Here is a 20754-nt window from a genome sequence, read left to right as displayed (position 1 = left end):
AAAACCTATTTGGAGGATATATGAAAAAGAAGCCATTTCCTAAAAAAGGAGAGGAAGTGCTCCATCTCTGGGAAAAAGCCATTAAAGCTTTTTATCAAAAAGAATATGAAAAGGCGAAAATGCTTTTTAAAGAATTTAATGAGAAATTTTTCTCAGAAAAAGAGATGGTAGCAAGGTCCAATTCTTACATTTCCATATGCGATAATTTTTTAGGAAAAAAAGAAAATACTTTAAAAAAATACGAAGACATTTTTTTGTATGGAGTATACAAATTAAACAAAGGAGAAACAAAGGAAGCGATAAAATTATTCAACCGCGCGCTCGAGAAAATGCCAAAAGATCCAACTTGCTACTACATAATGAGTCTATGTTATGCTAAAAATTCTGATTATAAAAATTCTATAGAATTCCTTAAAAAAGCTACCATAAGAGATGATTACTTTAAAGCTCTTGCAATTAACGAACCAGACTTTGAACCTCTGCACAATTTAAAGGAATTTCAAGAAATTACACAACTATGAAAAGCATTCCATATTTTTTAGTTCTTTCAGCAGGAAAAGGAACAAGATTTAAATCATCCATTCCCAAAGTGCTGCATCCCATACTGGGAAAGCCAATGTTAGAGGTATTGATAGAGAAAATATTAAAACTGCAACCAAAAAAGGTTTATATAATTGTTGGTTATAAAAAAGAAATGATAATCGAGAGGTTCTCAGATCCACAAATAAAATATATCATTCAGGATGAGCAACTGGGAACCGCTCATGCTATAATGTGTTGTGAAGACGAGATTGAATTTAAAGATGAAGATGGAATAATCATAAATGGGGATATCCCATTAATTAAAATTAGTTCTCTATTAGAATTTTATAAATATCATTTAAAAAATAAAAATTCACTCACCTTGATGAGTGCCATATTAGAATCCCCAAATGAATATGGAAGGATTGTAAGGGGTAGCTCCGGAGAGATAAAAAAAATAGTGGAAGCAAAAGATTTAACCGAAGAGGAAAACAAAATAAAAGAGATTAATGCTGGAATCTATTGTTTTTCCTACAATAAAATCTTCCCTTACTTAAAAAAAATATCCAATGTAAACAAAAAGAAAGAATACTATCTAACTGATATAATCGATATTTTAATAAAAAAGGGTGAAAAAGTTGGAGTGTGGATGAACAAAAATTCAGATGAAATACTGGGAATAAACGATCGTGAAGAACTTTCAAGAGCTACTGATATTCTGAGATTAGAAAAAATTAGAGAGCTACAAAAAAATGGAACCACAATAATCGACCCCAATACTTCATGGATAGAATGGGATGTCTCAATCGGAAAAGATTCAATCGTATACCCATATACATTTATTGAAGGGAATACTAAAATCGGCAGAAATTCCAAAATATATTCATTCACTCACATCAGCAATTCAATCATAGGTGATAGTGTAACAGTTTTAACTTCATCTTATATACAAAATTCTAATTTAAAAAATGGTTCTACAGTTGGTCCTTTCTGCAGGATAAGAATGAATTCTCAGATAGAAAAAGGGGCAAGGGTTGGAAATTTTGTAGAAGTAAAAAACACTAAATTCGGAGAAGGTTCCAAGGCAATGCATTTAACATATCTTGGGGATTCAGAAATCGGTAAAAATGTCAATATAGGAGCTGGTACAATAACTTGCAATTTTGACGGCAAGAAAAAAAATAAAACTATTATAGAATCAGACGTTTTCATCGGCTCAGGCACTGAATTGGTTGCTCCTGTAAAGATAGGGAAAAAATCCTATGTAGGAGCCGGATCTACCATTACAAAAAATGTTCCTCCTTTTGCTCTTGCAATAGCAAGAGAGAAACAGAAAAATAAACTCAACTGGGTCAAGAAAAAAATAATGAAATGTGCGGAATAATTGGATACATAGGAAAAAAGAAAATCGTGCCCCTTCTTCTGGAAGGACTTAAAAGATTAGAATACAGAGGATATGATTCTGCAGGAATAGCTGTTATAGATGGAAAAAATCTTCATATAAAAAGAGTCCAGGGGAAAATAAAGGATTTAGAGGAGAATCTTCTTATCTCTCCATTAGATGGCAGCTATGGTGTTGGCCATACCAGATGGGCTACTCATGGAAGGCCAACTGAAGAAAATGCTCATCCTCATCGGGACTGCACAGGAACTATAGTTGTCGTTCACAACGGAATTATTGAAAATTATTTAAAATTAAAAAATCAACTCATAAACGAAGGTCATAAATTTATCACTGAAACTGACACAGAGGTTATTGCTCATCTAATAGAAAAATATTTCAAAGGAAAACTCGAAGAAGCCTTAATAGAGGCTTCAAATCATTTAGAAGGGGTTTATGCTTTGGGAATAATAAGCCCAAAGGACCCTAAAAAATTGATAGCAGCAAAATATGGACCGCCAATGATAATAGGAATAGGAGAAGATGAATATTTTCTTTCATCTGATCTCGCAGCGATCCTGAATCATACCCGAGATGTTATCTTTTTAGAAGATAAAGAAATTGCTATTATACAATCAGAAGGGGTAAAATTCTTAAATTTTGATGGGAAATTTGTACAAAAAAATTCTCAGAAAATAAATTGGGATCCTGTGATGACTGAGAAAGGTGGATTCAGACATTTTATGCTGAAAGAAATATACGAGCAACCAAGAGCATTACGGGAAACAATTTTTGGAAGAATTTCTCTTGACACTGGAAAAACCTATATTGATGAATTAAATTTGAATGATGAATTTCTGAAAAATGTATCAAAAATTGTAATAATTGCATGTGGGACATCTTGGCATGCAGGATTGATAGGAAAATACTTAATCGAAAGCATATCTAAAATACCAGCCGAAGTGGATTATGCCTCTGAATATCGATATAAAGACCTCATATGGAATAAAAATTTCCTCGGAGTTGCAATAACCCAATCTGGAGAAACAGCTGATACTATTGCTGCTATGAGAGAAATAAAGAAGCTTGGGGGAAAAATTATCACAATATGTAATGTCCATGGAAGCATGGCTACAAGAGAAGCAGATGGAATTATATATACGCATGCAGGGCCAGAAATAGGAGTTGCTTCTACAAAAGCTTTTACATCTCAATTAGTGGTGTTGGCTCTTTTAGCAATTCATCTGGCCTGGGCTAAGAAAAATATCAATAAAGATTATTCGATAAGCCTATTAAATGAACTCCAGAGAATTCCTCATAAAATAGAAATGATATTAAACAAAGATAAAAAAATAGAACAGATAAGTCAGAAATATGTTTTCTATAACAATTTTCTCTACCTTGGTAGATGGATTAACTACCCTGTGGCTCTTGAAGGTGCTTTAAAATTAAAAGAAATATCTTACATCCATGCAGAAGGCTATCCAGCTGGTGAAATGAAACATGGTCCTATAGCTCTTATAGATACAAAGATGCCAACAGTTGCAATTGCAACAAAGGACAGGGTAAAAGATAAAGTAATGAATAACATCTCAGAGGTAAAAACAAGGGGTGGAGAGGTAATAGCTATCGCTACCGAAGGAGATGAAGAAATGAAAGGAAAAGTCGATGAAATTATCCATGTTCCAGAAACTTCAGAAATTTTTACTCCCTTCCTCAATATAATCCCATTACAGCTTTTTGCTTATAACATAGCTTTCAAAAAAGGCTATGATGTAGATCAACCAAGAAATTTAGCTAAAAGCGTAACAGTGGAATAAAAATATTTTTAATTTATCAATCCTTCTTTTTGAGATTTCTTAAAAAGTAATTTTATGTTAATAAAAAAAATTTTTGAGAATCGATAATTTTTCCTTCTGTAGAAAAGAAGAGACCTCTTAAAAAGCTCCAGATGCAAGGCGCAGTGAAGCTTTGAGCGGAGGCGTACTTTCTGTACGTTGGAGCGATAAAGCTGAGACTGCAACGCAGCAGATGGACTTTTTAAGAGGTCTCTTTTAAAATAAGAAAGTGAAAACAATTTATCTTGTAGACGCAAATTCTCTTATATACAGGTCCTATTACGCCATAAGGGGGCTCAGTAATTCAAATGGATTTCCCACCAATGCAATTTTTGGTTTTTTAAATACAATTAAAAAAATTTTGAAAGAAAAGAAGCCAGAACTCATAGGAGTAGTATTTGATAGCAGTGAAAAGACCCTCAGGCGCATATCTTTTGAACAATATAAGGCACAAAGACCACCGATGCCAAAAGATCTCTCTGTTCAGATTCCAAAAATAAAAGAAATTTTAAATGCGTACAACATTACCTTTTTTGAAATACCCCAGTATGAAGCAGATGATGTGATAGGCACTATAGCTGAAAAAGCATTAAAATCAAATTACCAGGTTATTATAATCTCAACCGATAAAGATGTTTTTCAGCTCGTAAAAAATGGGATTAAAGTTTACAATCCTTCAAAAGAAATAATTCTCGATGAAAAGGAAGTCAAGGAATTTTTTGGAGTGTACCCCTCTCAGGTAGTTGATGTTCTTTCATTATGGGGTGATTCTACTGACAATGTTCCAGGAGTTCCTGGTATTGGTGAAAAAGGTGCAAAAGACCTGATAAATGAATTCTCTAACTTAGAAAACCTTCTTAAAAACATAGATAAAATTAAAAATGAAAAATACAAGCAATCCTTAAAGAACAATATGTATTTGTTAAAACTGAGCTCTGAGTTGGTAAAAATCCAAAAAGACCTGGAAATCGAGTTAAATTTTGAAAAACTATTGCCTAAAGAACCTGATACTCCAAGATTAATTCAATTATTCAGGGAACTTGAATTCAAAAGCTTTTTAGATGAAATATATACAGAAACCAGTCGGACTTCAAAAGAGTACAAAACAATATTCGATGAGAAGGAATTACTTGAATTGATAAACGAGATAAAAAAGAGAAAATATCTGTCATTGGACGTGGAAACAGATAGTCAGTTTCCCGTAGCTGCTAACTTAGTAGGAATATCCATCACTCTTGACCCTGATAAAGCTTTCTACATCCCTATAGGACATATGTATTCCGACTGTCCAGCTCAACTTGAAAAACAAAAGGTAGTGAATTTATTAAAACCCATTTTTGAGAAAGAGGATATTAAAAAGATTGGGCAGAATATTAAATATGATTACATTGTGCTTAAAAACAATGGAATAGACATGAAGGGAATTGATCTCGATACTATGATTCTATCATACCTGTTGAACCCCAATAAAAGAAATCATAATCTGGATGAGCTTTCGATGAACTATCTCAACTATAAACCAATCTCTTTTAATGAAATTGCAGGCACAGGGGAAAAAGAAAAGACTCTGGACAAAATAGAAATTGAAAAAGTAAGTTTCTATTCATGTGAAGATGCGGACATAGCGTTGCAGCTTTCGAAAATTTTATTTGAAAAAATTAGAGAAAAAAGTTTGGAAGCTCTTTATTATGAAATTGAACTTCCTCTTATGGAAGTTCTTGCTCATATGGAACTGGCAGGGGTGAAAATAGACCTGGAAATTCTTAAAAAATTATCAAAAGAATTGGAGGCTGAAATTGAAAAGATACAAGAAGAAATCTTTTCAAAATCAGGAACCGAATTTAACATAAATTCTCCAAAACAGATGGCTGAAGTTTTATTTGATAAATTAAACCTTCCTGTACAGAAAAGAACAAAAAAAATAAGAAATTTTTCTACAGATGTGGAGGTTCTTAAAGAATTAAGCTTGTTACATCCAGTTCCAGCTTTAATTTTAGAATACAGAACTTTATCCAAGATTAAATCTTCCTATGTTGATGCTATTCCAAAGTTGCTAAATAGAAAAACCGGAAAAATCCATGCTTCATACAATCAGACTGTAACTGCAACTGGTAGATTGTCATCGTCTGATCCGAACCTCCAGAACATACCAATTAGGACAGACTTGGGAAAACGATTAAGAGCATCTTTCATACCAGAACCTGGATCAAAGTTTGTTTCAGCTGATTACTCTCAAATTGAATTGAGAGTTTTAGCGCATCTTTCAAGAGACCAGGCCCTTATAGAGTCATTTATAAAAGGGGAAGATATCCATGAAAGAACTGCCAGAGAAGTGTTCGGAGAAAATTCTCCTTTAAGCAAGCAGGAACAGAGAAGAAAAGCAAAAATAATTAATTTTTCAATTATTTATGGAACCTCTGCATTCTCTTTAGCGAAGGAACTTGAGGTATCAACCAAAGATGCCCAAAATTTTATAGAAAAATATTTTGAAAAATATAAAAAAGTAAATGAATATATAGAAAAGATGGTAAAAGAAGCATATGAAAGAGGTTACACCACAACAATGTTAGGGAGAATAAGAGAAGTTCCAGAATTAAAAAATCCAAATAAAATTATCCAGCAAGCTGGGGAAAGAATTGCAATAAATACCCCCATCCAAGGCTCAGCAGCTGATCTGATGAAAAAAGCCATGGTTGATGTGTTTCGAGAAATTGAAAAGAATAATCTAAAATCCAAGATTATCATTCAAATTCACGATGAACTCATCCTTGAAGCTCCAGAAAACGAAATTGATGAAATAAAGTCAATCTTAAAAGAGAAGATGGAAAAAGTTTATCCCCTTGAAGTTCCATTGATTGTCGATTTAAAAGTTGGAAAAAACTGGGCTGAAGTATAATGAAAATAGGAATTATATCTGATACCCATGATCACAGAGAATACGCAAAAAAAACTGTAGATATTTTTAACAATGAAAATTGTTCGCTTATTATTCACTCAGGAGATTTTGTTGCCCCATTTATCATAAACGACCTGATGAATTTAAAATGCCCGATGATTGGAGTTTTTGGTAACAATGACGGAGAAAGGAAAGGTCTTAAAAGCTCAATTTCATTAATTGGAGAAGTCTGGGAAGCACCCCTGAGATTCAGTATAAACGAGATTAATTTTTTGATACTTCATGAACCCGTTGAAATTGATAAACTAATTGAAGAAGGAAAAAACAGGATAATAATATACGGACATACTCATCGCAAGGATTTGAGGAAAGAAAAAAATGTATTAATAATTAATCCAGGCGAAGCTGGAGGCTGGCTCTATGGATCCAGCTCTATTGCTATTTTAAATCTTGAACACATGTCAGTAGATTTTATAGACATAAAGTAAGCATATAAAGTTTGGTAAAGTTATATAATTTGGACAGCAAAGGTTACCAAGACAGAAATAAAGAGGCCAACCATTCCCTTCGCTCAGAAGATGGTTGGCCTCTCATTTACATAAAATAATCGTTGAAAAAAAAATGTAATTCATTTAATATATTTTTTTAAGATGGAGAATCTAAATTGAAGAGAACTTTTCAACCAAACATAAGAAGAAGGAAAAAAACCCATGGATTTCTGGTAAGAATGTCTACAAAGGGAGGAAGGAAAGTTCTTAAAAGAAGAAGAGCAAAAAAAAGAAAAAATCTTGCTCCTCAATGAATCAAAAAATTCTGAAAAAAGAAAGAATAAGAAAAAAAGAAGAGATTAAATCAATATTGAACAAAAAAAGAACACGAGAAGGAATTAATTTTAGATTATATTTTAGTCCAAATGACTTAGGATTTTCAAGAATGGCAATTCTAACAGGAAAAAAAATAGGAAAAGCCACGAAAAGAAATAGAGTCAAAAGATTATTTAGAGAGGCATTCCGAAAAAATAAATACTTATTTAAAGATGGATTGGATATTCTTATAATACCAAAAAATTCAGTGTCAGAAAAAAAATATCAGGAAATCGAAAAAGATTTTATTGAGGTAATAAAGCCATTGATAAGAAATTCGAACAATAGCCTCCTAAATCATCCTTATTGTTAAGATGAAAAAGACCATTTTGTTTCTGATTAAATTATACAAACAATTCTTATCTCCTTTTCTGGGAGATAACTGTAGATTCTATCCTTCCTGTTCATCTTATACCTATGAGGCGATTGAAAAATATGGAGTCTTAAAAGGAGTGTTTTTAGGAACGAAAAGAATTCTAAAATGTCATCCCTTTCATCCAGGAGGCATAGATTTATTAAAATAAAAAATGGAAAAGAGGCTACTTCTTGCTATAGTAATATCTTTTTTAATCATTTTTCTTTACCAGCGTTTTTTTCTGAAGCCCCCTGAGCCTGAGAAGCTAAAAGAGAGCAAATTAATTGAAAAAATTAAAGAGAAAAAACAACCTGAAATTCAAAAAATTAAAACAGAAAAAGAAACTGGTGAATTCATCGAAAAAAATGTAGTAGAAGAAAAAAATATAAAGGAGATAAAGGTAGAAACATCTCTTTTTTCTGCCACATTCTTAAATAAAGGTGGAGTATTAAAAAGCCTTAAAATGAAAAAATACAAGGATGAAAAAGGTTCAAATCTTGAATTAATCTCCCAGAAAAATAATGATAACCTACTTCCTTTGTCTTTAAAAACTGGAAGTTCTGAAATAGATAAGATTTTAAACACTTCCCTTTACAGTCCCTCAGAAGAAAATATCACTTTAAAGAATGGCCAGAGAAAAGATTTGATCTTTTATTTCTCGGATGGGAAGAGTATATCTGGTAAAAAGAAATACAGCTTTACCGGCGGAATTTACACTATGGACATAGAAAATGAAATATATATAAATAATGAGAAAAAGAATTATTCAATCATTCTTACTCCAAGAATAGGAAATCCCCCAGAGGAAGACCTAAAGTCTCACAGGGAATACATAGTTTTCCTCAATTTGAACAACTTAAAGAGAATTGATACAAAGAAACTCAAAGATGGAAAACTATATGATGGCTATCTTACATGGGCTGCATATGATTCAACTTATTTTACTGAAATCGCAATTGTAAACGAGCAATCTTCAATCTCCATAATAACACCAAACTCAAATAAATCTAATGAAAAATATCTTAAGATATTTAAACCAAATTCAATTTATTTTGGACCCAAAGATTATGACCTCCTTCGCTCGATGGGAAATCAGATGGAAAAAGTAATAGATTTTGGCTTTTTTGGAATAATCGCAAAAATTCTATTAAAGGCTCTAAAGTCTATCCACTCTTTCATACCTAATTATGGTTTTTCCATAATTCTGTTAACTCTTATACTTAAAGTAATTCTGTTCCCATTGACATGGTCTTCGAGTATATCAATGGCAAAGATGCAAAAGATTCAGCCTAAAATGAAAGCGATAAGAGAAAAATATAGAAAATATAAAACAGATCCAGAACAACGAAAAAAGATGAATGAGGAAATAATGAAACTCTACAAATCAGAAGGAATAAACCCTGCAGGCGGCTGTCTTCCCCTTATTCTTCAAATTCCAATTCTATGGGGATTTTTTAATCTCCTTTCAAAATCAATTGAAATGAGACATCAACCCTTTATATTCTGGATCAAAGATTTGTCAAAAAAAGACCCTTATTTCGTAACCCCAATACTTATGGGAGCGACTCAATTCATCCTTCAGAAAATGACGCCAACTGGAGGAGACCCTGCTCAAAGAAAATTGATGATGTTCATGCCTGTATTTATGACAATTTTCTTCCTAAATTTTCAAAGTGGGCTTGTTCTCTACTGGCTTACCCAAAATATTCTTCAAATAGGACAGCAATATTTGATTAATAAATTTATTTATAAAAAGGAACATGGAGAAAAAAGAATTCAGAGGAAGAAGTCTTGAAGATGCATTGAACGAAGCTTCAAGATATTTCAGAGAGGATAAATCAAGAATAGAATTTCAAGTTATAGCAGAAAAAACCAAATTTATGGAGTTTAAAAAAAGAGAGATAGTTATATTAGCTGGAATAAAATATTCAAAAGATGAAGAAGAAGTATCAAAATTTCTATCTGAACTCTTGAGGCAGACTCTATTGGATCTTGATTTTAAAATTAAATCAAGAGAAGAAATAATAGAGATTATTCTATTCGGGAATGATAAAAATTTCTTATTAGAACACAAAGGAGAATTACTAAATTCTCTTCAATACTTGTTGAATAAATCATTTTCTAACTATCAAAAGAGAATAGTACTCGATTGTCAGGGTTTTAGAAAAAAAAGGGAAAATAAGTTGATTGAGATTGCTAAACAAACTGCTGAAAATGTAATAAAATCCAAAAAGGACGAGTCAATCGGCCCTTTAAACCCATGGGAAAGAAAGATTGTACATACTACAATCAATAATATCCATGGAGTTATTAGTTCAAGTACTGGCAAGGGATTCCTTAAAAAGGTTGTAATAAGCCCTGTTCAATATGAAAAATAATGATACAATCATCGCCATATCTACTCCATATGGAAGAGGCGGCATAGGGATAGTTAGAGTAAGCGGCAACTCATCTTTAAGCATAATAAAAAAAATATTTATCCCTGTAAAAGGGTGGGATGATTTAAAGCCAAGAGAAATTTTTACCGGCTTTATAATTGATCCTGAAAAACACATTAAAATCCATAAAGCCCTTGTCACCTATTTCAAAGCTCCCAGATCTTATACTGGTGAAGATGTGGTAGAAATCAGCTGTTTTAGCAGTCCTCCTATTCTAAATTATGTGTTACTGTTAGGTATAAAATCAGGCGCGAGGCTGGCAGAACCAGGAGAATTCACTCAGAGAGCTTTTCTAAACGGTAAAATAGACTTGCTCCAGGCAGAGGCTATAAATGATTTGATAATGTCAAACACTCTAAAACAGGCTCTTGTTTCATTCACTCAATCTGAAGGGTTTCTTTCTAAAAAAATTGAAGCCATCAAAAAAAAATTAATAGATATAATTTCTTCTGTAGAAGCGAGCATTGAATTTCCGGACGAGAACTTAGAAATAAATTGGGATCTTTATGGTCTCTGGATAAAACAGCTAATAGAAGATATAAGTAAAATGTTAGAAACATTTGAGTATGGTAAGCTTTTAAAAGAGGGATTTTCTCTCTCTATAACCGGAAAACCAAATGTTGGAAAATCCACCCTTTTTAATTCTCTTCTAAAAGAAGAAAGGGCAATAGTAACCCAATTCCCTGGAACCACTCGAGATTATATAAGAGAAACAATTCTTATAAATGACATCCCATGTTCTTTAATCGACACTGCAGGAATTGAAAAATCAAACAACGCTATTGATATTGAAAGCATAAAAAAAGGAGAAGAAATTATTAAAAAATCTGATGGTATCCTCCTTATTTTTGACCTCTCAAAAAGGGTTTCTAAAAAAGATTATGAAATTATCGATAAAGTGAAAAATAAAAACATGATTATTGTGTTTAATAAAATGGATCTTCCCAGAAAACTTGAAACAGAAAAAATTATAAAAATTTTAGACGGAAGACCTTCTGTAGAAATCTCAGCAAAATTAAGGGCAAACCTTAATCAACTTGAAAATTTAATTAATAACTTCTTTGTTTCAGAAATAAAAGAAAGCGAATTTATTCTCAATCTAAGACAGAAGCAGGTTTTGGAAGAGGTGTTAAAGTTTCTTGAAAAAGGGTTCGATTTTTTTGAAAATGGATATAGAGAAGAAATAATCATTGAGGAATTAAAAGGAGCGATGAATTCTCTTGGAAAGCTCACAGGAGAAATTAAAGTTGAGGAAATTATTAACAATATCTTTCAAAACTTCTGTGTTGGAAAATGATGGGTTTTAGAGATTTTGATGTAATCGTTGTTGGTGCTGGACATAGTGGCTGCGAATCAGTTCATATCTCATCAAAAATGGGAATGAGAACAATTCTTATAACTCTTAACCTTGACACCATTGCACAAATGTCCTGTAATCCAGCAATTGGAGGCTTGGCAAAGGGCCATTTAGTTCGGGAAATCGATGCCCTTGGAGGGATCATGGGTACATTAGCTGATGAAACCGGGATACAATTTAGACTTTTAAACCAAAGCAGAGGATATGCAGTTCAAGCTCCTCGAGCCCAATGCGATAAGGTAAAATATAGGATATCGATGAAAAACTTTCTGGAAAAAGTCGAAAATTTAAAGATTTATCAGGGAGAAGTTGTTGATGTCCTCATCCACAGAAAAAAAGCTGTTGGAGTTAGATTAAGAGAAGGAATTGAAATCACTGGAAATTGTGTGATAATTTCTCCGGGAACCTTTTTAAATGGACTGATCCACATCGGGTTAAATTCTTATCCTGCAGGAAGGGCGAACGAACCCCCTTCAATTCAGCTTTCAAGATCCCTTGAAAACTTGGGTTTTAAACTTGGGAGGCTAAAAACAGGGACTCCTATGAGATTGAATAAAAGGACCATTAACTGGGATGTATTTGAACCTCAAGAGGGAGATGAAAACCCAACTCCATTTTCTTTTAGAACAGAAAAAAAGTTACGCAACGAAATTAAATGTTACATAGGGTATACAAACAAAAAAGTTCATGAAATCATCAGAAAAAATCTGGATAAATCTCCTTTATACAGTGGAAAAATCATCGGAATTGGGCCGAGATATTGTCCCTCAATTGAGGATAAAGTGGTTAAATTTCCCCATAAAGAAAGACACCAATTTTTTTTGGAGCCAGAAGGATTGGACACGAATGAAATTTATGTAAATGGAATCTCTTCCAGTTTACCTGTAGAAGTTCAGACCGAAATTTTAAAGAACATTGAAGGCCTTGAGAATGCAGAAATAGTAAGACCAGCCTATGGAATTGAATATGATTTTGTAAACCCCCAGCAGATAAAACATAGTCTCGAAACAATAGAAATAGAAAATCTCTTCTTTGCAGGGCAAATAAATGGAACTTCTGGCTATGAGGAAGCAGCAGCGCAGGGTATTATGGCAGGAATAAACACATCCCTTAAAATAATGAAAAAAGAACCTTTTATTTTAAGAAGAGATGAGGCATATATGGGAGTCCTTCTCGATGATTTAATCAGAAGAGGAGTTGATGAACCATACAGACTTTTCACTTCAAGAGCAGAACATAGATTGATGTTAAGGATTGATAACGCTGACGAAAGGTTAATGAAATATTCATTAAAATATGGACTTATCGAAAAAGATGTTATTGAAAAGTTTCTGGAGAGGAAAAAAAAACTGAAAAAAATCATCGATATGTTAAAAAAAGAAAAGATTTATCTTGAAGAAAAAAAAGAAAAAATTTCATTGGAACAATACTTAAAAAACCCTTCAATAAATTTCAAATGTATATTAAAATATATTCCTGATAAAAATGAGATAATGAATCTTAAAGAGGAAGAAATTAAGTATATCGAAGCGGAAATAAAATACAGTGGGTATATTGAAAAAGAGAAAAAAGAAATAAAAAAATTATTAAAAGAATATTCTAAAAAAATTCCCGATGGTTTAAATTTTGATAACGTTTCTGGATTATCTAAAGAGATTGTTGAGAAATTGAAAAAATTTAAGCCATTAACTCTTGGAGAAGCTTCAAATATTCCAGGGATGACGCCAGCTGCATTAAAAATATTAGCTATCTATATACATCTAATACAACAAAAAGCAAATGAAGCAAATAATTAAAAACTCCTTTGCATATCTTAATCCAGCCCAGGTAGATCAATTCGATTTTTTTTTCCATTTTTTAAAAGAATGGAATGAAAAAATGAATTTAGTTTCGAGAAAAAATTTTGATATTAATTTTTTAAATTTATTATCTATAAGTCTGTTCATGGGAGAAAAAATATCCCCTTACAATTCTCTTGTAGATGTCGGAGCAGGTGCTGGATTTCCAAGTATTCCCTTAAAAATCCTTAATAACAGAGCTGAAATAATCCAAATTGAACCCGATAAAAAAAAAGTTTATTTTTAAAAAAATTAAAAGAGGCATTTTCATTTTTGGATATTGAAGTTTTAGGGTTGGATTTCAATTCTTCATTAAAAATTTTTAAAATGAAAAAACAAAAATTTGATTATTTAGTCTCAATGGGAATAAAATATAAAGAAAAATTTGTTAGGCATGATTTAGAAATGATTAAAATTGGATATGCATTTGTAACAGGCGAAAATGAAATTAAAAGACTCAAAAATATAAAAAAAATGAAAAGTTTTGAATGGGAATTATATCAAATACCTAAAAAAGCCAGGCTATTTCTATTGATTTTAAAAAATGTTTCACGTGGAACATTATGAAGAAAAAAATTTTGGCTGTAGCAAATCAAAAAGGAGGGGTAGGTAAAACCACTACTGTTATAAACCTTGGTGCTTCCTTATCTGCTGCAGAGATAAGAGTTTTGATCGTTGACATGGATCCCCAGGGTAATGCAACAAGCGGACTCGGGTTCAAAAGAGATGAAATTAATCCTGGCATTTTTGAAACAATAACCCAAGAAGCCTTAATCCATGATTCGATTATCAAAACAAAATTAAAATATTTAGATTTATGCCCCTCAACAAAATCCCTTGCATCAGCAGAAATTGAGTTTTTGCATTGGGAAGATAGAGAAAAAAAGCTTCGTTTATCACTCTCATCATTGGAAAATAAATATCAATATATACTAATCGATTGCCCGCCATCTCTGGGTTATCTTACACTTAATTCTTTAGTTGCCGCAACTTCTGTTCTGATACCCCTTCAATGCGAATATTATGCCCTTGAAGGCCTTTCTGACCTCCTTGATACATTTGAAGAGGTTAGAAAGTACTTAAATCCAATGCTTGAGCTGGAGGGAATACTTCTTACAATGCATGATGAACGAACGAATCTATCCAATCAGATTGAGAAGGAAGTAAGAGAACTATTTAGACAAAAGGTTTTCAGCACTGTAATCCCAAGAAATGTAAAATTAGGAGAGGCTCCAAGCTTTGGCCTTCCTATAATACTCTATGATATAAAATCTAAAGGAGCCATTTCCTACATGAATTTGGCAAAGGAGATATTAAAAAATGAGTAGAAAGGTTCTTGGAAGAGGGATAAGAGATCTTATTTCTGAGGATATTTCTCTGTTAAGAGGTGAAAGATATTCTGAAATTGACATTGATTTAATTAAACCGAATGAGTTGCAGCCGAGAGTTAAATTCTCAGACGATTCTTTAGATGAATTAGCTAACTCGATGAAGGAAACAGGCGTATTACAGCCAATAATCGTTGTGTCAGACGAAAGCTATTTCAGAATAGTTACAGGAGAAAGAAGATGGAGAGCAGCACAAAAAATAGGAATAAAAAGAATTCCAGCAATCATCAAAAAAATTCCACCTGAAAAACAGCTGGAACTCTCTCTTATTGAAAATATCCAGAGAGAGGATTTAAACCCTCTGGAAATTGCTACTGCATATCATCATCTTGTGGAAGGAATGGGTTTAACCCAGGAAGAAGTAGCTGAAAAAATAGGAAAAGACAGAAGCTCTATCGCAAATTATTTAAGGCTCCTCAAACTTCCTAAGGAAATTAAAGATGCCTTGGCAGAGAACAAAATTTCAATGGGCCATGCAAGAGCACTCCTTTCAATTGAAAATGAAGAAGATCAAAAAATATTGTGTGCTATCACAATAAAAAAAGATTTATCTGTAAGAGAACTTGAGAAAATAATAAAAAGGATGAAAAAGAAAAAAGAATCAAGGATAGGTATACAAATTGACCCTGATATTCTCAATATCGAGGAAGAATTAAGAAAATTTTTTGGAACTCAAGTAAAGATAAAAAAGACAAAAAAAGGAGGGTATATTTCAATAAAATTTTTCTCCGACAATGAATTAAACAGAATTTTAAAATTAATGAGGGAAAGGATGTAAAATGTCCAAAAAAAAGAGTGAATTGAGCAACTTAGTAGGTTTTATTGATAAGGGAACTGAATTTAATGGAGAATTAAATTTTACTGGTTCTTTCAGAATTGATGGAATTTTTAAGGGAAAAATTTCCTCAGATTCATCGTTATTAATAGGAGAAAACGGAGAGGTTGAAGCAGATATATCCATAGGAAGTGTGTACATAAATGGACTCGTAAAGGGAAAAATTATTGCAAAAGATAGGGTTGAAGTTCACAACAAAGGAAGAATATTTGGTACAATAGAAACCTCTATACTTGTAATAGAAGAAGGTGCCTATTTCGAAGGAAATTGTATCATGAATACAAAAAAATGAAAAAAGCCCTTGGAATCATCCCTGCTCGATATGCATCTTCCAGGTTTATGGGGAAACCTTTAGCTATGATAAAAGACAAACCTATGATTATATGGGTGTACGAAAGAGCAAAAAAGGCTAAGCTTCTAAGAGATGTTATTGTGGCAACTGATAGTTATGAAGTACAAAGAAAAGTAGAGAAATATGGAGGAAATGCTTTGATAACCTTTTCATCTCATAGCACTGGCACGGAAAGAATAGCAGAGGTTTCAGAAAAATATGATGATGAACTAATAGTCAACATACAGGGAGATGAACCATTAATATCTCCTTTAATCATCGACAAAATGGTGGAAGAACTTCAGGATATCACCATTGATATTGTAACAGTAAAAGAAAAAATTCTCGATGATTCATACTTGAGCCCTAATATGGTAAAAGTAATAACAGATTTAAAAGGCTTTGCAATTTACTTTTCAAGGTCTCCAATTCCATACTGCAGGCAAGACAACAGAATTTATTTCAAACACATTGGAGTTTATGGATTCAAAAAACAAATTCTGTTAAATCTCGTTAAGCTGAGCCCTTCTCCTCTGGAAAGAATCGAAAACCTGGAGCAACTAAGGGCAATTGAATATGGATATAAGATAAAAGTTATAGAATCTCCGTACCATACAATTGGAGTTGATACACCTGAAGATATAGAAAAAATAGAAATGGAGCTTAAAAATGCCATCTAAATATATATTTATAACAGGCGGGGTTGTTTCATCTCTGGGAAAAGGAGTGGCAGCTGCTTCAATTGGAATGCTACTGGAAAATAGAGGCTATCGAGTTGCCCTTCAGAAATTTGATCCTTATTTAAACGTTGACCCGGGCACTTTAAGTCCCTACCAGCATGGAGAAGTATTTGTTACTGATGATGGAGCTGAAACCGATTTGGATCTGGGCCATTATGAAAGATTTACTTCCTTAATAACATCCAAAGAAAACAACTGGACCGCAGGAAGAATTTATAATGCGATAATCAATAAAGAAAGAAAGGGAGATTTTTTGGGGAAAACAATTCAAGTAATTCCCCATGTAACTGACGAAATTAAGAATGCGATTTACTCAATTTCAGATAGTTTTGATATAGTTATTGTAGAAATAGGAGGAACTGTAGGAGATATTGAAAGCCTTCCATTCTTAGAAGCAATAAGACAAATACGACAGGAGTTAGGAAAAGAAAATACTCTTTTTATACATCTTACTCTTGTTCCTTTCATCCCGGCCGCAGGAGAACTAAAAACAAAGCCAACCCAGCATAGTGTGAAAGAATTAAGAGAAATTGGTATTCAGCCAGATATTATATTATGCAGAACAGATAGATTTCTTTCTAAAGAAATTAAGAGTAAAATCGCCCTTTTTACAAATGTCCCAGAAGAAGCAGTTATTACTGCAAAAGATGTAAATACCGTTTATGAGATTCCCCTTGTATTTTCCCAGGAAGGCATCGATAGCATAATTTTAAAACTGTTAAATTTAGATGATAAAGGTAATGATTTGAATAAATGGGTTGAAATGGTGGAAAAGATTAAAAACCCTGTTGACGAAGTAGATATTTATTTGATCGGAAAGTATACAGGATTAACAGATTCTTATAAAAGTTTGAACGAGGCATTAATCCATGGAGGAATTCCATTTAGATTAAAGGTAAATATTATATGGACATCCTCTGAGGGAGGAATGGAAACAGAAGAAACAGAAGAGATCTTGAAAGATGCTGATGGAATATTAATCCCAGGAGGATTTGGGAAAAGAGGAATAGAAGGGATGATAAATGCAATAAGATTTGCAAGGGAAACAAAAACACCTTTTTTTGGAATCTGCCTTGGAATGCAATGCGCCTCTATTGAATTTGCTCGAAATGTATGCAATCTGAAGAATGCAAACAGTGAGGAATTTGACCCTGATACAGAATATAAAATTTTTCTTAAGTTAAGAGAATTAAAAGGAATTGAAGATATGGGCGGAACGATGAGGCTCGGAAAATACAGATGTGTTCTCGAAAAAAATTCTTTAGCTTATAAAATTTATCAAAAGGATGAGATATGGGAAAGGCACAGGCATAGATATGAATTTAATCCTGAAATGGAAAAAATTATGGCATCTAATGGATTGAAAATTACTGGAAGATATCCTGAGAAGAACCTGGTTGAAATAATTGAATTATCAAATCATCCATGGTTTATCGGGTGTCAGTTTCATCCTGAGTTTAAATCAAAGCCTTTAGATCCCCACCCTCTATTTAAAAGTTTTATAAAGGCCTGTTATGATCACAGGATAAATAAGAAAAAATGACAGAAATTTTTATAGGAGAAAAAATCAAGATCCCATCAGAATGCTTTTTTTTAATAGCTGGACCATGTGTAATTGAGAACGAAAAACATACCTATTTTATGGCAAAAAATTTAAAAAGAATCACTGATGAATTAAACATTCCATTCATATTTAAATCTTCCTACGACAAAGCAAATAGGCTCTCCATAGATTCCTATAGAGGACCTGGCATTAAAGAAGGATTGAAGATTCTATCAAACATAAAAAAAGAACTTGAGATCCCTGTTCTCTCAGATGTCCATGAAACAAATCAAATTGAATTAGCAGCTGAGGTTCTTGATGTGATCCAAATTCCAGCGCTTCTCTCAAGACAGACAGACCTCGTTGTTGAGGCAGCGAAGACAAATAAGCCAATAAACCTTAAGAAAGGGCAATTTCTCTCTCCTTGGAATGTAAAAAATATCGTAGAAAAAGCCCTTGCCCAGGGAAATCATTCTATTTTAATAACAGAAAGGGGAACTACATTCGGATATAACAACTTAGTGGTTGACTTTAAATCTATACCCATTATGAAAGAATTTGGATTTCCTGTTATTATCGATGCAACTCATGCCGTTCAACTACCTGGAGCTGCTGGTACTTCCTCAGGAGGGAATTCAAAATTTACACCCCACATGGCAAAAGCAGGAATCGCAGTTGGAGCTGATGGAGTCTTCTTGGAAGTTCATGAAAATCCAGAGAAAGCTCTTTCCGATGGACCAAATTCTCTAAGATTGGATGAGTTATATTCTTTATTAAGAGAACTAAAGAAATTATATAAATTAATAAATAAAAGGGGATAAAAATGGTTGAAACAGGTAAAAGAGTTATAGAAATTGAAGCACTCGCAATCCAGAAACTTAAAGAAAATCTTGACAGCAATTTTACAAAAGCTGTTGAGCTTCTTTTTTCATCTAAAGGAAGAATAATAGTCACTGGAATGGGTAAATCTGGAATCATAGCAAGAAAAATTTCGGCAACAATGACATCAACAGGCTCGCCTTCCATATTCATGCATCCTGCTGATGCAGTTCATGGAGACTTAGGAATAATTCTTTCTGATGACATAATAATAGCAATATCTTACAGTGGCGAAACTATAGAAATATTGAATTTGATAAATTTCATAAAAAGAATGGGAACTAAATTGATAGCAATAACTGGTAATACAAATTCCACCCTTGCAAAAAATAGTGATGTTATTTTAAACATTAGTGTCGAAAAAGAAGCCTGTCCAATAGGACTAGTTCCTACAACTTCTACTACAGCTGCTCTTGTTATGGGAGATGCCCTTGCAGTAGCCTTAATGGAGAAGAAGGGATTCTCCGAGGAAGAATTTCTTTTCTATCATCCTCGAGGTCAGATAGGAAAGAACCTTTTAAAAGTAAAACATCTTATGCATGTAGGAGATGAGGTCCCTGTCGTGAAAGTAACAGATCCAATGGAAAAAGTTTTAAAAATAATGACTGAAAAAAAATTAGGTGTTACATCAGTTATAGATCTGAACAATAAACTTGTTGGAATTATTACAGATGGGGATTTAAGAAGGCTTTTAATAAAATACGGAAATATTCTTGATAAGACAGCTCAAGAATGTATGCATGAGAATCCTCTAATAATTGATGAAGAAGAAATGGCGACCAAAGCTTTAAATTTAATGGAAGAAAAAAAGATCACCTCCCTTTTAATAAAGAATTCAGATGGTGGAATTAAGGGAATTGTTCACCTCCATGATCTATGGAAAACAGAGATGTTTTAATGGATTTTAAAAAAAGAATCTCAAAAATCAGACTTTTAATAATCGATGTGGATGGAACACTTACAGATGGAACTCTTTTTGTGCTCCCAAATGGCGAAGAAGTTAAAGGCTTCAATGTAAAAGATGGCACAGGGATGGTCATGGCAAGATTAGCTGGAATAGAAATTGCTGTAATAACAGGAAAACATTCAGAGTCCATCAGAAAAAGAATTGAAACAATCGGGATAAAAGAATATTATCAGGGAATATCAAATAAGTTATTGATTTTCAATAAATTATTGAAGAAATATAGTTTAAAAAAAGAAAATTGCTGTTATATAGGAGATGATATCGGTGATATTCCACCCATGAAACAATCTGGATTTGCAGCCTCTCCTTCTGATTCCCATGAAAAAGTAAAAGAGATATCTCACTTTATTACAGAATCTCCAGGAGGAAAAGGAGCAGTAAGGGAAGTTATAGATTTAATCCTTAACACCCAGGATAAGATGGATTATGCAGTTAAAAAATTCAATCAAATTAAATTAGTGTATATTCCGATCCAAAGTGGCCATCGATTCCGATTCAAACCGGCCACTGATTCTGATTGAAAGTGGCCACCCATTCCGATTTATTCCGGCCACTTTTTCGATGAAATCAGAATTTGAAAAAG

Annotated in this window: 22 protein-coding genes; all 22 read left to right on the top strand. The window is 32.9% G+C overall.

Going from position 1 to position 20754, the window contains the following annotated elements; all coding sequences use genetic code 11:
- The first annotated feature begins 20 nt into the window (after positions 1–20).
- A complete protein-coding gene (locus tag AB1410_07510) occupies positions 21–521 on the top strand; it encodes a CDC27 family protein (protein ID MEW6456539.1) in 501 nt (166 codons plus the stop codon).
- Positions 518–1906 (top strand): bifunctional UDP-N-acetylglucosamine diphosphorylase/glucosamine-1-phosphate N-acetyltransferase GlmU, encoded by a 1389-nt coding sequence (gene glmU / locus AB1410_07505; protein ID MEW6456538.1) that lies wholly within the window; start codon positions 518–520, stop codon positions 1904–1906. Before AB1410_07510 ends, glmU begins: the two co-directional genes overlap by 4 nt.
- Positions 1894–3723, top strand: coding sequence for a glutamine--fructose-6-phosphate transaminase (isomerizing) (gene glmS / locus AB1410_07500; GenBank protein MEW6456537.1), 1830 nt, complete (start codon positions 1894–1896; stop codon positions 3721–3723). Before glmU ends, glmS begins: the two co-directional genes overlap by 13 nt.
- Positions 3724–3970: 247 nt before the next feature.
- The gene (polA, locus tag AB1410_07495; protein MEW6456536.1) at positions 3971–6637 is read left to right on the top strand and encodes a DNA polymerase I; all 2667 of its coding nucleotides are present in this window, start codon (positions 3971–3973) and stop codon (positions 6635–6637) included.
- On the top strand, positions 6637–7125 hold the full coding sequence (locus AB1410_07490) for a metallophosphoesterase (GenBank protein MEW6456535.1): 489 nt from the start codon (positions 6637–6639) through the stop codon (positions 7123–7125). Before polA ends, AB1410_07490 begins: the two co-directional genes overlap by 1 nt.
- A gap of 176 nt (positions 7126–7301) precedes the next feature.
- Entirely contained in the window at positions 7302–7439 is a 138-nt protein-coding gene (gene rpmH / locus AB1410_07485) for a 50S ribosomal protein L34 (protein MEW6456534.1), read from the top strand.
- Positions 7436–7813 carry a ribonuclease P protein component gene (gene rnpA, locus AB1410_07480; protein ID MEW6456533.1) on the top strand — a complete coding sequence of 126 codons (378 nt, stop codon included), beginning with the start codon at positions 7436–7438 and terminating at the stop codon, positions 7811–7813. The genes rpmH and rnpA overlap by 4 nt, the downstream gene beginning before the upstream one ends.
- Position 7814: 1 nt before the next feature.
- On the top strand, positions 7815–8024 hold the full coding sequence (gene yidD / locus AB1410_07475; GenBank protein MEW6456532.1) for a membrane protein insertion efficiency factor YidD: 210 nt from the start codon (positions 7815–7817) through the stop codon (positions 8022–8024).
- 3 nt (positions 8025–8027) lie between these two features.
- A complete protein-coding gene (gene yidC, locus AB1410_07470; GenBank protein MEW6456531.1) occupies positions 8028–9650 on the top strand; it encodes a membrane protein insertase YidC in 1623 nt (540 codons plus the stop codon).
- The gene (locus AB1410_07465) at positions 9616–10233 is read left to right on the top strand and encodes a R3H domain-containing nucleic acid-binding protein (protein ID MEW6456530.1); all 618 of its coding nucleotides are present in this window, start codon (positions 9616–9618) and stop codon (positions 10231–10233) included. Before yidC ends, AB1410_07465 begins: the two co-directional genes overlap by 35 nt.
- Positions 10223–11590 carry a tRNA uridine-5-carboxymethylaminomethyl(34) synthesis GTPase MnmE gene (gene mnmE, locus AB1410_07460; GenBank protein MEW6456529.1) on the top strand — a complete coding sequence of 456 codons (1368 nt, stop codon included), beginning with the start codon at positions 10223–10225 and terminating at the stop codon, positions 11588–11590. Before AB1410_07465 ends, mnmE begins: the two co-directional genes overlap by 11 nt.
- On the top strand, positions 11587–13446 hold the full coding sequence (mnmG, locus tag AB1410_07455; protein ID MEW6456528.1) for a tRNA uridine-5-carboxymethylaminomethyl(34) synthesis enzyme MnmG: 1860 nt from the start codon (positions 11587–11589) through the stop codon (positions 13444–13446). The genes mnmE and mnmG overlap by 4 nt, the downstream gene beginning before the upstream one ends.
- Positions 13430–13735 (top strand): RsmG family class I SAM-dependent methyltransferase, encoded by a 306-nt coding sequence (locus AB1410_07450; protein MEW6456527.1) that lies wholly within the window; start codon positions 13430–13432, stop codon positions 13733–13735. Before mnmG ends, AB1410_07450 begins: the two co-directional genes overlap by 17 nt.
- 26 nt (positions 13736–13761) lie before the next feature.
- A complete protein-coding gene (locus AB1410_07445) occupies positions 13762–14055 on the top strand; it encodes a hypothetical protein (GenBank protein ID MEW6456526.1) in 294 nt (97 codons plus the stop codon).
- Entirely contained in the window at positions 14052–14816 is a 765-nt protein-coding gene (locus tag AB1410_07440) for a ParA family protein (GenBank protein MEW6456525.1), read from the top strand. Before AB1410_07445 ends, AB1410_07440 begins: the two co-directional genes overlap by 4 nt.
- Positions 14809–15654, top strand: a complete 846-nt coding sequence (locus AB1410_07435; protein MEW6456524.1) for a ParB/RepB/Spo0J family partition protein — start codon at positions 14809–14811, stop codon at positions 15652–15654. Before AB1410_07440 ends, AB1410_07435 begins: the two co-directional genes overlap by 8 nt.
- Position 15655: 1 nt before the next feature.
- A complete protein-coding gene (locus AB1410_07430; protein MEW6456523.1) occupies positions 15656–16003 on the top strand; it encodes a polymer-forming cytoskeletal protein in 348 nt (115 codons plus the stop codon).
- A complete protein-coding gene (gene kdsB, locus AB1410_07425) occupies positions 16000–16722 on the top strand; it encodes a 3-deoxy-manno-octulosonate cytidylyltransferase (protein MEW6456522.1) in 723 nt (240 codons plus the stop codon). The genes AB1410_07430 and kdsB overlap by 4 nt, the downstream gene beginning before the upstream one ends.
- A complete protein-coding gene (locus AB1410_07420; GenBank protein ID MEW6456521.1) occupies positions 16712–18325 on the top strand; it encodes a CTP synthase in 1614 nt (537 codons plus the stop codon). The genes kdsB and AB1410_07420 overlap by 11 nt, the downstream gene beginning before the upstream one ends.
- Positions 18322–19146: a 3-deoxy-8-phosphooctulonate synthase gene (gene kdsA / locus AB1410_07415; GenBank protein ID MEW6456520.1), complete on the top strand. Its 825-nt coding sequence runs from the start codon at positions 18322–18324 to the stop codon at positions 19144–19146. Before AB1410_07420 ends, kdsA begins: the two co-directional genes overlap by 4 nt.
- A gap of 2 nt (positions 19147–19148) precedes the next feature.
- On the top strand, positions 19149–20102 hold the full coding sequence (locus AB1410_07410) for a KpsF/GutQ family sugar-phosphate isomerase (GenBank protein ID MEW6456519.1): 954 nt from the start codon (positions 19149–19151) through the stop codon (positions 20100–20102).
- Positions 20102–20692: an HAD family hydrolase gene (locus AB1410_07405; protein ID MEW6456518.1), complete on the top strand. Its 591-nt coding sequence runs from the start codon at positions 20102–20104 to the stop codon at positions 20690–20692. Before AB1410_07410 ends, AB1410_07405 begins: the two co-directional genes overlap by 1 nt.
- Positions 20693–20754 lie beyond the last annotated feature (62 nt).

The organism is Acidobacteriota bacterium (assembly GCA_040756905.1).
Taxonomy (GTDB): domain Bacteria; phylum Acidobacteriota; class Aminicenantia; order JBFLYD01; family JBFLYD01; genus JBFLYD01.
This window is presented reverse-complemented; position numbering and strand designations above follow the sequence as displayed.

Coding starts and splice junctions, on each gene's coding strand:
- mnmG (MEW6456528.1), top strand. CDS start 11,587: ATGATGGGTTTTAGAGATTTTGATGTAATCGTTGTTGGTGCTGGACAT.
- yidD (MEW6456532.1), top strand. CDS start 7,815: ATGAAAAAGACCATTTTGTTTCTGATTAAATTATACAAACAATTCTTA.
- rnpA (MEW6456533.1), top strand. CDS start 7,436: ATGAATCAAAAAATTCTGAAAAAAGAAAGAATAAGAAAAAAAGAAGAG.
- AB1410_07465 (MEW6456530.1), top strand. CDS start 9,616: ATGGAGAAAAAAGAATTCAGAGGAAGAAGTCTTGAAGATGCATTGAAC.
- kdsB (MEW6456522.1), top strand. CDS start 16,000: ATGAAAAAAGCCCTTGGAATCATCCCTGCTCGATATGCATCTTCCAGG.
- AB1410_07410 (MEW6456519.1), top strand. CDS start 19,149: ATGGTTGAAACAGGTAAAAGAGTTATAGAAATTGAAGCACTCGCAATC.
- glmS (MEW6456537.1), top strand. CDS start 1,894: ATGTGCGGAATAATTGGATACATAGGAAAAAAGAAAATCGTGCCCCTT.
- AB1410_07440 (MEW6456525.1), top strand. CDS start 14,052: ATGAAGAAAAAAATTTTGGCTGTAGCAAATCAAAAAGGAGGGGTAGGT.
- AB1410_07510 (MEW6456539.1), top strand. CDS start 21: ATGAAAAAGAAGCCATTTCCTAAAAAAGGAGAGGAAGTGCTCCATCTC.
- kdsA (MEW6456520.1), top strand. CDS start 18,322: ATGACAGAAATTTTTATAGGAGAAAAAATCAAGATCCCATCAGAATGC.
- AB1410_07405 (MEW6456518.1), top strand. CDS start 20,102: ATGGATTTTAAAAAAAGAATCTCAAAAATCAGACTTTTAATAATCGAT.
- glmU (MEW6456538.1), top strand. CDS start 518: ATGAAAAGCATTCCATATTTTTTAGTTCTTTCAGCAGGAAAAGGAACA.
- AB1410_07420 (MEW6456521.1), top strand. CDS start 16,712: ATGCCATCTAAATATATATTTATAACAGGCGGGGTTGTTTCATCTCTG.
- AB1410_07450 (MEW6456527.1), top strand. CDS start 13,430: ATGAAGCAAATAATTAAAAACTCCTTTGCATATCTTAATCCAGCCCAG.
- AB1410_07430 (MEW6456523.1), top strand. CDS start 15,656: ATGTCCAAAAAAAAGAGTGAATTGAGCAACTTAGTAGGTTTTATTGAT.
- mnmE (MEW6456529.1), top strand. CDS start 10,223: ATGAAAAATAATGATACAATCATCGCCATATCTACTCCATATGGAAGA.
- AB1410_07435 (MEW6456524.1), top strand. CDS start 14,809: ATGAGTAGAAAGGTTCTTGGAAGAGGGATAAGAGATCTTATTTCTGAG.
- AB1410_07490 (MEW6456535.1), top strand. CDS start 6,637: ATGAAAATAGGAATTATATCTGATACCCATGATCACAGAGAATACGCA.
- yidC (MEW6456531.1), top strand. CDS start 8,028: ATGGAAAAGAGGCTACTTCTTGCTATAGTAATATCTTTTTTAATCATT.